The sequence below is a fragment of the Legionella cincinnatiensis genome (assembly GCF_900452415.1).
Lineage (GTDB): Bacteria > Pseudomonadota > Gammaproteobacteria > Legionellales > Legionellaceae > Legionella > Legionella cincinnatiensis.
On the sequence record NZ_UGNX01000001.1, the window covers coordinates 3224282 to 3236977 of the forward strand.

Consider the following 12696-nt stretch of genomic DNA (forward strand, 5'->3'; position numbering starts at 1 on the left):
TTATTTAAAGCTTGTACATTAATGCATTAAAAATCGTCTTCATGTATGATCGCTTTAATTCATTTAAAAGCCAGATAAATTGTGAAGCGTGGTTTATTACTTATCAACCTTGGGACTCCTAAAAGTACAGATATATCCTCTGTCAGGAATTATTTATGTGAGTTCCTCACTGATAAACGTGTTATCGATATACCTGCTTTGCTTCGGTATGTGTTAGTTTACGGTTTTATCTTACCGTTTCGCTCAAAACGCTCTGCCCTTGCTTATCAATCGATTTGGACCGAACAAGGTTCGCCCTTATTATTTCATAGCCAAAATTTAAGGTTACAAGTACAAAATTCTGTTGGATCAGACAGTAAAATTGCCCTAGGAATGCGCTACGGAGAGCCCTCTCTTATGGACGCATTAAATCAATTAAAAGACTGTGAATCCATTACAATTTTGCCTTTGTACCCACAATACTCCTCAGCAGCTAGTGGTTCAGCAATTACAGAAGTCTTTCGGATTATCAGCTCTTGGGATCTAATTCCCTCAATTACAATTATTCGCGATTTTTTCCAACATCCAGCATATCTCAAAGCCCAAGCACAAATTATTAAAGCGCATTTTGATGAGCAAACCCATATTCTCTTTAGCTACCATGGAATTCCTGAACGACAAATCACTAAAAACAGTTGTAAATCGATTTGTATCAAGCCCTGCTCTACTTCTAAGAAACAAATTAAAGAATGTTATAGAGCACATTGTTATCATAGTAGTCAATTATTGGCAAATGAACTAGCATTATCTACTAAGAATTACAGCACAGCATTTCAATCAAGGCTAGGAAAAACCCCTTGGATAAAACCTTATACTGATGAAACTCTCGCCAAACTAAGTACTCAAGGTATTAAAAAACTCATTGTCGTTTGTCCATCTTTTGTGGCCGATTGCTTGGAAACTTTAGAAGAAATAGGAATCAGAGCGAAACAACAATGGCTGGCATTGGGTGGTGAAGAACTCATCATCGTTCCGTCCCTGAATACAGATCCACTGTGGGTAAAAGCTATTGTTGAAATAACGCACATGCAACCTAATTCCAGCATAGGAGCATCTTGTGAATCCACGATTAATTCTTGACACTATATCTTCAAAATTTAAAATTATTGGGTTATTAAGTACAGTACTTATTCTCTTAGGGGTTTACTTTTTATGCTGCTATCCTAAACCCAAACCTCATACTCCTTCTCTTAAAATAGTTGAGATCACCACTGTGTCTCCAGCTACTATTGAAAAAACAATAAAACTTATAGGAACTATTCGTCCCAAACACGCAACTATTCTGATTGCCAAAGGTTCTGGAATGCTTGATACACTCATGACCTCAGGTCAAACTGTTCAAAAAGGTGACTTAATTGCAAAAATTACTAACCCAGATATTGAAAAAAGTTATCAGCTTTCCAAAGAAACAGAACAATTAGAAAACATTCAATATCAACGTCTCAAAAGCTTACAGAAAACGGGGTTTGTTAGTGCCCGAGAAGTAGAGGAGAAAAAGAGAGTTTGGATTGATTCACAAAGGGAAAAAGCTAAAACTAAAATTGAGCTAAAAAACATGCGCTTTTATGCTCCATTTAACGGTGTAATTGGTGCATTTAAAATCAAAGAAGGGGCTCAAGTAACTGAAGGTGCTCCCGTAGTAACTATTTACGATCCAAATTCTTTAATCGTTGAAATAGATATCCCGTGTACTCATAATAATTCAATTGAAGAAAATCAACCCATTTACATATTGAATCAACTTTATCATTTAAATCATGTACAGAAAATGATAGATGATGAAACTCACATGTGCCCTGCAGATGCAGAAATACAATGCTCTCATTGTTTAGTAGGGACCAATGTGACGGCACAGCTCGTAGTGAGTAAAAAAATAGATGTATTGGTTATTCCTACACAAGCTTTATTTTTAAAGAAAGGTAAAACACACGTTTATAAAGTAATTAATAATAAAATAGAGCTTGTTGCAGTCAAAACAGGCTTACAAGAAAAAGAAAAAGTAGAAATTATTTCAGGTTTAAAATCTGGTGACCAAATAGTAAGTAAAAGTCCAGAACGATTGTATCCAGGAATGGACGTCTCAATTTACAAAGGCTAAACACCCTATTATGAAATTTACAAGTTATTTCCTAAAGCATCCCGTTATTGCAATCATTCTTAATTGTATGATTCTCCTTCTAGGAATACTTTGCTTTCATTCTTTACCCCTTAGAGAATATCCTAATATTAGTTTTCCAATAATTACCATCAGTACTCACTATCCTAATGCCAGCCCTGAATTAGTTGAATCTGTAGTAACCAATCCATTAGAGGAGCAACTTGCCGGTGTTGAAGGGTTAGAATCAATAACCTCTCGTTCTAACGCAGGAAATTCTTACATTACGCTGCGATTTCGTCCAGGAATGCCTATGGAAAAAGCACTTAACGCCACTCAAGAGGCAGCACGACTAGCCCAGGCTCAACTTCCTGCGGCTGTAAAAGCACCTGTAATTGAACGCCAAAAGCAATCAGATGGCCTACCGTTTATAGGAATAGCCTTAGAATCCTCTTCTTTAAATTTTGGCGAACTGACTCATTATGCCAACCTGAATTTAAAAAATGTTTTTCGCAGCCTTAAAGGCGTCTCATCGGTGGAAGTATGGGGACAACCTTTTACTTATACAATTAAGTTTGATCAAAGAAAATTGCATGCATTTGGCATTAATGTTGATGAAGTTGCTCATGCAATTGCCAATAATCGCTTGTCTTTACCCGCGGGAAATTATCAAAATAAAATTCCTACCACGCTCGACTTTGAATTGAAAACTCCAGAAGATTATGAAAATTTAGTGATTAAGACACAAAACCATCACCCTATTTTTCTTAAATCACTCGCTCAAGTTCAATTAACAACAGATAATAATCAATTTCGCGTTAAGGTTAATGGTCATTCTGGCTTAGTGCTTGCCATTAATCGCTCTAATGATGCCAATCCTATTGATGTGTCGCGAAGTGTACGTAAAGAATTGAGGGCTTTGGAAAAAAGCTTACCTGAAGACCTAAAGGTCAATATTATTATTGATCAATCCGAATTCATCCAGGCTTCTCTTAAAAACATTCAATCCACCATTCTGGAATCTGTTTTTTTAGTTTTAGCAATCATTTTCATTTTTTTAAGAAATGTACGTGCTACCTTCATTCCGTTGATTGCTATCCCAATTTCACTATGCGGTTCTTTATTATTTCTGAAAATTGCGGGTTTTAGTATTAATCAAATGACCCTCCTTGCCATGGTATTAGCCGTAGGATTGGTTGTTGATGATGCAATTATTGTTCTTGAAAATATTTGGCGCCATATTGAAGAGGGTTTCTCACCAATGAATGCTGCATCGAAAGGAGCAAAGCAAATAGGTTTTGCCATTATTGCAATGACACTCACATTAACTAGTGTTTACGCACCTATAGGCTTTATTGAGGGCATGCTTGGTCAATTGTTTATTGAATTTGCAGTTGCCTTAGCAGGAAGTGTTTTTATCTCAGGCATAGTCGCACTGACGCTATCCCCCTTAATGTGTGCAACATTCCTTCATAAAAATACGAAACAGTTATGGCCACTAATCGATAGTGCTCTTAGCCATTTATCTCAGCATTATTATAAAGTACTTAACATCATCATTTATCGAAAAAAAACTATTCTTTTTATACTGGTGCTTTCACTTAGCTCAAGTTTATTATTTTATAAAATAATGCCTGGTGAAACAGCCCCAAAAGAAGATCGAGGGTTAATAGGCGTCTACACCCCTCCTATATCTGGAGATAACTTAGATGCTATGGAGCGAAATACCAAACGGGTGCAGCAAGCCATAGGTAAAATACCCGAAGCTCAAAATACATTAACTTTTTTAGGTGATTGGGGCAGTAGTATTGTAATACCTTTAAAATCCCATCAACAAAGAGACCGCTCTGCAGAACAAATTATTCATGCTTTAAAACCTAAGGTAGAACAATTACCCTCCATAGATGCCACAGTCTGGAGTTGGGATTCGGGCTTACCTGGAGTCGATGATTCCCGCAATAATTCTGAACTCGAGTTGGTCATCTCTACTACTGAAAATTTTCGGAAATTATTTGAAGCCACAGAGCATTTCAAAAAAGTTCTGGACCAAAATAAAAAGTTTACCAACACTCGTTATGATTTACGGCTAGACTCTATGGGGTATTCTATAAATATAGATAAAAATGTCTTGGCTCAATTAGACTTAACCCCTGCCCAGATTGCTAAAACCATAGAAGTATTTTTCAGTGGTGATAAATCCTTATCATTTCAAAAAGATGGCATCTCTTATAATCTCTCATTACAAGGTTCGTCTAAGCCTTGGACTTTAGATGAGTTATATCTGACTACTCCTTCAGGAAAGCGTATTTCATTAGGTTCCGTAGCCCAAATGAAAAGACGTGCTCAACCCACTGCCTTAGAGCATGTGAATCAAATGCGCTCTACAACTTTATATGCCCAATTACCTGAAAAACAGTCCTTTAAAAAAGGAATGGATAATCTTTTAAAATCAGCAAAAGAGAATCTTCCCAGCCAATATAAACTGAGTTGGTCAGGTGCTGCTAAAGCCTACAATGAATCATCACAGACTATGCTCTTATTATTCGCTTTATCATTCCTCTTTATTTATGCCATTCTAGCGGCTCAATTTGAAAATTTTATTTATCCATTCATCATTCTGTTCACAGTACCTCTAGCTTGTTTTGGCGCTTTACTATTTGCATACCTTTTAGGTCAATCGCTAAATATTTACACCCAGGTTGGCTTAGTGACTTTGGTCGGTTTAATCAGTAAACATGGTATTTTGATTGTAGAATTTGCCAATCAATTACAAAATGAAGGTTTCGCCTTAGCAGATGCAATTAAAAAATCGTGTGCGTTAAGGTTGCGTCCTATTCTTATGACCACTGGTGCCATGGTATTTGGCGCCATTCCCTTAGTACTTTCACATGACGCGGGCTCAGAAGCAAGACATGCCATAGGAATTGTGCTCATAGGGGGTTTATGCATTGGCACATTGTTTACTCTATTTGTGCTTCCTACGGTTTATTTTATGATTACGCAAAGCATTGCCAAGCTAGCTTCGAGAAATGAGGAAATTACTCGGTAACGTCGCTAATCGGATAAAGAAAGCCTATTTTTGTGCTATTAAAGCGCACATAAGTCTCTTTTAAAAAGAGCCTACTCTCCTTTATAAATTTAATGTACTATGAAAAAGTTTGTCTTTTATATAGGAGATTATGTTGAAAAGGATCTGTTTTTTAATGTTATTTTTTTTTGTTTCTCAAGCAATGAGTGCTGTATTTACCCCAGAAGAAGTACAAAAGTTAAAGCAACACTTTTTCTCTAACATTCAGTCTAACGGTGCAATAGTAGCTTCACCCTCAAAACAAAATCCTAATTATTATTATGATTGGATAAGAGATTCTGCAATTGCCATGAATTTAATTGAAACATGGTACGAGTCAACTCATGCATATGGGTATAAAGAGCGTTTATTTCATTATGTAGATTGGACGCAAATACTTCAACATCAAAATAATCCAAATCTTGGATACGATATATTAGGAGAGCCCAAATTTTATATTAATGGTTACCCTTTTAATGAACAATGGGGAAGACCTCAAAATGATGGCCCCGCTTTAAGAGCCTCAGTATTAATTCATTTTGCGCAACAGTTACTAGACAATCATGAAGCAGAATATGTTAAAACTCGTTTATATAATAACACTATGGATCCTCATGCCATGGGTGCGATTAAAATGGATTTAGAATACATAGCACATCATTGGTCAGATCCCAATTATGATCTTTGGGAAGAAGTCTATGGAGATCATTTTTTTACTGCGATGGTACAACAGAAAGCACTTCTTGAAGGAGCAACTCTTGCTCGAGACCTCAATGATAATGGTGCTGCAGCTTATTATGAATACCAAGCACAACAAATAAATTCTCGTCTTAGTCAACACTTAGATAAGAATCATCAAATCATTCAAGCAACACTTTTACCTCATCCAGGCCCTCAAAAAACATTAGAACTTGATTCTGCAGTAATTCTTGGTATTTTATTTAATCCACAAAAAAATGGGGTCTTCTCGCCTAGCAGTCTCTATGTTCAAAATACGGTTCAAGCCTTACATGAACAATTCAATTTAATGTTTCCTATTAACAATAATCATCCCAGCGCTATTTTATTTGGCCGTTATCCAGGAGATACTTATGACGGATATCAAACAAACAGTGTAGGTAATCCCTGGTTTATTTTAACGGCAACAATGGCTGAATATTATTATACCCTCGCCAATAACTTAGCGATGATAGAAGAAAATCAATCTCAAATAGTAGAATACATTCAAGTGGGTGATAATTACTTAAAACTCATAAAAAAATACGCACCAGATATAGAATTAAGTGAACAAATTAACTTAAATACTGGAGCTCAACAAGGAGCATCATCACTTACCTGGAGTTATGTAGCTGTTTTACACGCTCTCGATTATAGAGATAAATTAATCAATAAGCTTAGAGTTTAATTCAACAAACTTCTCAACCTATTTCTCCACCGCGTATAGCAAGGTGGAGATTTAAGTTAACATCAGTTATGGATAAAGAATCTATTTAGATCCAGGCTCCATTTCGGCCCGTTTGGGCTGAGGAGGCATGTATGCGGTCTCGAAGCCTGAACACAGATCTTGAAAATTCGTGCTAAGGCTTCGAGACAGTGCTACACGCTTCCTCAGCCCGAACGGATCGTGATAGAGAATCGTTATAATTATATCCTTATCCATAACTCACGTTAAGTTAAAGCACCTGTTGATACGCTCTCTATGTCTATATATGGATCAAATTCATCGTCTCTCGTAAGGATTGCTGTTGTTGTATGGATAAACTTATAGCTTGCATTTTAGCTACATCCCCGGACTACAGCTTTGCCTAATCCAGGCTAATAGCAAGCGTAAGCTGGGCTGTTAAGCCCAGCATATCTTATCTACTTACCAAACCTGGATTTCTTACAAGAATCACCATAAGCCCACTGAGCGCTCAAGATTCCCTCACGAATAAAGTGATGAATACTTGAGTAAGGCCAATCTGAAGGATTTTTGACATAGCCATGTTTCACTGGATTAAAATGAATACAATTGATGTGATACTCATAGTCGGATGCATGGCGTATCATGGCTCCCAAAATCTGCGTTGCAAGATACCTCGTTCACGTTTTAAGCTTAACCGTTTTGAATAATCACTATCATTGGGCATTAAGGTCATTATCATATGTGCATGGTCAAGCAAGATGACGATAGCGTCTAGATAGAAAGAATGTCGTGTTGGACTTTTCTGAAAACGAATCTTAAATCATCAATACAATGAATGAGTAAATTGCTTTGTCTATTTTGCAAATTTAATGTGAAAAAATAGGTCGCGCCTGACATCAATGCTCTTCGGTATCGCATAGAGTTGGATTTTCCTAATATTCCGTTTCGGTATTTATAACCAAATTTTTGATGATATTCAATGAGGATTTCTGGGCTTATCAGCCCAGCCTACACTGATTTGATTTTTTAGCGAGCCCGGATTAGACGCAGTCGTGATCCGGGAATTTTGGCTACACCCCCAATCCAAGCCGGGCTAGAATTAGCTTTTCTTCGTCTAGGTCGAAGGAATATAAGTCGATCTTGTTTTGCCAATTTCCTCAACAGTTACTTCTCGTCCCAATAGACGTAATGGTTTACCGGATACTATATAATTTTCAATCTGCTCCAAACTGATATTTTTTGTCTCTGGCATGTAAAAATAAGAATAGATTAATCCCAAAAGACAAACCACCGCATATAAAGCAAAAGTATACTCAATGCCCATCATCTTTTCTAAAAGGGGAAAACTAAAAATAACCACTGTGTTAAAAGTCCAGTTACTCATAGCAGACAAGCCCATTCCTGCACCACGCACATGCAAAGGAAAAATTTCTGCCATAGCAATATGAGGTATTGGTCCTACACTTACTGCAAAAGAAAAAATATAAAGAATTAAACAAGCAACCGATAAATAGGGAAGCCATACCACTTGATTTAATGAGAACACACACAAAGCCAACAGACTAATAAACATTCCGGAAAAACCAAATAACAACAGCTTGCGCCGACCTATTTTATCCACACTAAGTATCGCAATAATCGTCACCAACAAGTTGACCATGCCAATCCCGATAGTCGCTAGTATTTGACCTGTAGTACTATTTAAACCTAAGTTTTTAAAAATTTCGGGAGCAAAATAAATAATTACATTAATCCCACTTAACTGTTGTAAACAAAACAAGATCGTTCCCAACAACAATACAGGCAACAAAGGATTTCTAAATAATAACAGCCAACTCCCCTTTTTGGGCTCATTCGCTAAAGTCGCTTCAATATCAATTAACTCATGTTCAATAGAGTGGTTTTTGCGTAACTTTCTTAAAGCTTTGGAAGCAGCATCGCGACGGCCTACACTGCACAACCATCTAGGTGATTCTGGCATCAGTAAAATACCTAGACTCAAAACCAAAGCTGGAAAAGCGCTTGAAGCAAACATAGCGCGCCAATCATGGTTTTCAAGAAACAAATAATTAACTGAGTACGAACATACAATACCGACAGTCATCGCTAATTGATAAATAGCAACGACAGCTCCTCTTGTTTCGTAAGTCGCTGTTTCTGCGAGATACAACGGAGCCATTACTGATGCGACCCCAATTGCCAAACCCAGAATTAAACGAGAAACAATAAGTACCGTAATAGAATCCGCAAAACCCGCTCCTAATGCCCCCAAAAAAAATAAAATTCCCGAAAAAGACAATAAGGTTCGGCGACCAAAACGTTTGGCTCCTTGTGATGCCGTAATTGCACCAATCAACATAGAACCTAATAAAGCGCCAAAAGGCAATGCTGAAGCCATCACACCAATATGTGCCGCAGACAGGTCAAAATAATTTTTAACTAACTCTAAAGAGCCAGCAATAATTCCTTCATCATATCCAAATAAAAAACCAGCAACTGAACCAATAATTGCAACAACCCATGTCATATTTAACTCCTTTAACTCTAGGTAATCCTTAATCCCATCCTCTTATACTCTGACGTACAGAAAAACATAAATCAGTAATAAGTGACCAATTTTCTTTTTTAATTGCTTCCTCTGGAACAATCCAAGAGCCTCCGACACAAGAAACATTGGGAAGCATCAAATAATCAGCAAAATTTGTTTCGTTAATACCTCCTGTTGGACAAAACTTTGCTTGAGGAAAAGGTCCATGAATTGCTCGTAACATATTGATTCCTCCAGCGGGAACTGCTGGAAAAAACTTAAAATGTGTATATCCTAAAATTAATCCTTCCATTAACTCTGAAACACTAGATACGCCTGGAATTAAAGGAATATGAGAATAACAGCCGGCTTCTAATAAGGCTTGAGTTTTTCCCGGGCTTAATGCAAATTTTGCACCTATATTTGCCGCCTGATTTAATTGTTCTGGTGTAATTATGGTACCTACACCAATTAAAGCCTCTGGAAAGGTTTTTGTAAGTAACTGCACAGCATCTAAAGCTACTGATGTTCTTAACGCTACTTCAAGTATATGAATACCCCCTGCAAATAATGCAGTAGCCAAAGGTACCGCATGCTCCAGTTCTTTAATAACAAGAACTGGAATTACAGGTGAGGTACAAAATACGGCATCCGGTTGCACCATCCAATTAGGAAATGTCATGAACTTCTCCTTGTAGCTCACTGTAGTCAAGATGAAGCAAGACCGAGATTTATATCATTCCGTATTCTGCTTCTCTACGTATAGCCAACGATTGTTTTAAATAAACCGCAGCTCCCAATATTCCTGGCTGTTCGGCAGTAATAATAAAGGTCGGAATTTGTGTATTAAATTCGCTAAAGCGACCCTTTTCTTCAAAACGAACTCTAAAGTCACTATGATGAAGCAATGAAATAAAACGGGGAACGATACCGCCCGCTATATAAATGCCGCCAAAAGCTGCAAATATTAACGCTAAATCGCCCGCATAAGAACCCAAAATCGCCAAAAATTGTGCTACTGCAGCCTTTGCAATAGCACATTGATTTGCTAGAGCCAAAGCAATGATTTGCGCTGCCGGGAGAGGAGCATCCTCTTTTTGATTTAAAGTAGCTAGTGCTTGATATAAATTTTCCAAGCCATGGCCAGATAATAAACGTTCATAAGATATATGAGCGTATCGTTTTTTTAAATAACGATAGATAAACCATTCTTGATCCGTTTTTGCACCCCAACTGACATGACCTCCTTCACCAGCATGAGCAGAGTAACCCTGTTGGTTAGAGATTAAATAAGCCACTCCTAATCCTGTCCCTGCCCCCACCACTACTTTTACACCGTCTTTGTCCGTGCTTCCTCTGCCTATTTGAAAAACTTGCTGCTCAGATAAAACAGGTAAACTCATTGCTATAGCATTAAAATCATTTAAAACTCTAAGCTCAGTTAAGTTCAGCTTTTGTTTTAATGCGTTAATAGAAAATCGCCAAGGAGTATTAGTCATACAGATCATATCGTCAAATACTGGACAAGCAATAGCAATAACTACCTGCTTTATCTCTTGCAACTGATGTTGCTCTTGATACGTTAATAATACGGACTCTAGGCTGTTAAACGCGGCACAAGCATAAATTTCAACGTTTTCTATGCTTAGTTTTTCTAAATGGACACAAGCAAAACGTGCAAAAGTGCCCCCTATATCTGCAACAATAGCATATGACTGTAAAGGCTCAAAACTCATAACAAGACTCTTTTCCTTGAAACAAACTACAAGCTCCCTGCTCAGCTCCTGAAAATTGTAATCTTAAACTAGCAAATAGTTCACGACCACTGCCTTGATAAAGCCCAACAGCATTGTGTAGCGCTTTATTTCTTCGCATCAGCTCATCTTCAGTGATCAATAATTGCAATATCCCTTCTTCTGCATCAATCAAAATGATATCTCCAGTTTCAATCCGGGAAAGAACTTCATTGTCTATAGCCTCAGGAGTAACATGAATTGCTGCAGGGACTTTACCAGATGCGCCTGACATACGTCCATCGGTCACTAAGGCAACGTGATATCCTTTATCCATAAGTACCCCAAGTTTGGGAGTTAACTGATGTAACTCAGGCATACCACATGCTTTCGGCCCTTGGTAACGTACCACAACAATACAATCTTGTTCTAATGCTCCTTTTTCGAAAAGCTGATTAAACTCTTCTTGGCTCGCACAAACTACTGCTGGAGCTTTAATTTTCGTTTTCTCAACAGCAAGACCTGACGTTTTAATAATTGCCCGTCCTATATTTCCACTTAATACTTGTAAACCACCTTGGGTCTTAAAGGGAGTTTTTGCAGAAGTGATTATTTGTTCATCCATTGAAGTTGAAGGGCCTGCTACCCATACTAATTGCTCATTATCCAATAAAGGCTGTTGGGTATATCGGTGCAGACCGTAACCCATAACCGTATGGACATCTTCATGCAATAACTGGGCCTCTAAAAGAGTATGAATAAAATACGCCATACCACCAGCTTGCTGAAAATGATTGATGTCGGCATAACCATTGGGATAAATTTTGGCAATCAAAGGCGTCACAGCAGATAGCTCAGCAAAATCATCCCAATTTACTAAATAGCCTGCCATTGAGGCAATAGCGATAAGATGCATGGTGTGATTTGTAGAACCGCCAGAAGCCAACAAAGCGACAATGCCATTAACAATATTTTTTGCATCCATCATCTGACCTATAGGCATATAATGTTGGCCTAAATCAGTTAAAGACAAAATCTGTTGTGCAGCCAATTTAGTTAATGCATCACGTAATAAGGTGCCGGGATGAATAAATGATGAGCCCGGAAGTTGCAGTCCCATAACCTCTATAATTAATTGGTTAGAATTGGCTGTGCCATAAAAAGTACAAGTGCCTGGAGAATGATACGAAGCAGTTTCAACTTCAAGTAAAGCACTTTTATCAACTTTTCCTTCAGCATATAACTGCCGAATACGTGCTTTTTTCTGATTTGCTATTCCTGAAGGCATAGGACCAGCTGGAACAAAAATAAAAGGCAAATGTCCAAAACTTAAAGCAGCCATCAATAAACCGGGAACAATTTTATCGCAGATCCCTAACATTAAGCCGCCATCAAACATATTATGAGATAAACCAATTGATGCAGACATAGCAATAACATCACGACTTAATAAACTCAACTCCATTCCTGGCTGTCCTTGAGTAATTCCATCGCACATTGCTGGTACACCCGCTGCAAATTGGGCTACCCCCCCCGCAGCAGAAACAGCCTCTTTAATTAAAGCGGGATAAGTAAAATAAGGCTGATGCGCAGAAAGCATATCGTTATATGCAGAAACAATAGCGATATTTGCTTTAGTCATACCACTTAGGTTTGTCTTATCCTGTTTCGGACAAGCCGCAAAACCATGTGCTAAATTTCCACAATGAAGCGAACCACGTTGAGGACCTTTGCTTCGTGCTTGCTCCATATTATTTAAATAGGAAGCTCTACTGCGCAAACTTCGTTTGCGAATACGCTCTGTAACTTCAGCTACAACAGGATGCATTC

Annotated in this window: 8 protein-coding genes; 4 read left to right on the forward strand and 4 right to left on the reverse strand. The window is 37.8% G+C overall.

The features are described from left to right. The first annotated feature begins 81 nt into the window (after window positions 1-81). The 4 genes from hemH (at window position 82) to DYH34_RS14385 (ending at window position 6606) form a co-directional block, all read left to right on the forward strand. Complete coding sequence (hemH, locus tag DYH34_RS14370; protein ID WP_058465180.1) at window positions 82-1119, forward strand: ferrochelatase; 1038 nt, start codon at window positions 82-84, stop codon at window positions 1117-1119. Continuing rightward, the gene (locus tag DYH34_RS14375; protein WP_058465181.1) at window positions 1097-2137 is read left to right on the forward strand and encodes an efflux RND transporter periplasmic adaptor subunit; all 1041 of its coding nucleotides are present in this window, start codon (window positions 1097-1099) and stop codon (window positions 2135-2137) included. The genes hemH and DYH34_RS14375 overlap by 23 nt, the downstream gene beginning before the upstream one ends. A 10-nt stretch (window positions 2138-2147) precedes the next feature. Continuing rightward, entirely contained in the window at window positions 2148-5183 is a 3036-nt protein-coding gene (locus DYH34_RS14380) for an efflux RND transporter permease subunit (RefSeq protein ID WP_058465182.1), read from the forward strand. 130 nt (window positions 5184-5313) lie between these two features. Then, the gene (locus tag DYH34_RS14385) at window positions 5314-6606 is read left to right on the forward strand and encodes a glycoside hydrolase family 15 protein (RefSeq protein ID WP_058465183.1); all 1293 of its coding nucleotides are present in this window, start codon (window positions 5314-5316) and stop codon (window positions 6604-6606) included. 1114 nt (window positions 6607-7720) lie between these two features. On the opposite strand, the gene DYH34_RS14395 is transcribed toward DYH34_RS14385, so the two are convergent. Genes DYH34_RS14395 through edd form a run of 4 tightly spaced genes read right to left on the reverse strand, consistent with a single transcriptional unit; the run spans window position 7721 to window position 12694 of the window. After that, window positions 7721-9133: a sugar porter family MFS transporter gene (locus DYH34_RS14395; protein WP_058465184.1), complete on the reverse strand. Its 1413-nt coding sequence runs from the start codon at window positions 9131-9133 to the stop codon at window positions 7721-7723. Window positions 9134-9161: 28 nt separating this feature from the next. Further along, a complete protein-coding gene (locus DYH34_RS14400) occupies window positions 9162-9815 on the reverse strand; it encodes a bifunctional 4-hydroxy-2-oxoglutarate aldolase/2-dehydro-3-deoxy-phosphogluconate aldolase (protein WP_058465185.1) in 654 nt (217 codons plus the stop codon). A gap of 49 nt (window positions 9816-9864) precedes the next feature. Further along, window positions 9865-10869, reverse strand: coding sequence for a glucokinase (gene glk, locus DYH34_RS14405; protein ID WP_058465186.1), 1005 nt, complete (start codon window positions 10867-10869; stop codon window positions 9865-9867). Beyond that, window positions 10859-12694: a phosphogluconate dehydratase gene (gene edd, locus DYH34_RS14410; RefSeq protein ID WP_058465187.1), complete on the reverse strand. Its 1836-nt coding sequence runs from the start codon at window positions 12692-12694 to the stop codon at window positions 10859-10861. The genes glk and edd overlap by 11 nt, the downstream gene beginning before the upstream one ends. Window positions 12695-12696: the final 2 nt, after the last annotated feature.

Bases quoted from the DNA above. Each gene is read 5' to 3' on its own strand.
- DYH34_RS14380 (WP_058465182.1), top strand. From the start codon at position 2,148: ATGAAATTTACAAGTTATTTCCTAAAGCATCCCGTTATTGCAATCATT.
- DYH34_RS14385 (WP_058465183.1), top strand. From the start codon at position 5,314: ATGTTGAAAAGGATCTGTTTTTTAATGTTATTTTTTTTTGTTTCTCAA.
- DYH34_RS14395 (WP_058465184.1), bottom strand. From the start codon at position 9,133: ATGACATGGGTTGTTGCAATTATTGGTTCAGTTGCTGGTTTTTTATTT.
- DYH34_RS14400 (WP_058465185.1), bottom strand. From the start codon at position 9,815: ATGACATTTCCTAATTGGATGGTGCAACCGGATGCCGTATTTTGTACC.
- glk (WP_058465186.1), bottom strand. From the start codon at position 10,869: ATGAGTTTTGAGCCTTTACAGTCATATGCTATTGTTGCAGATATAGGG.
- edd (WP_058465187.1), bottom strand. From the start codon at position 12,694: ATGCATCCTGTTGTAGCTGAAGTTACAGAGCGTATTCGCAAACGAAGT.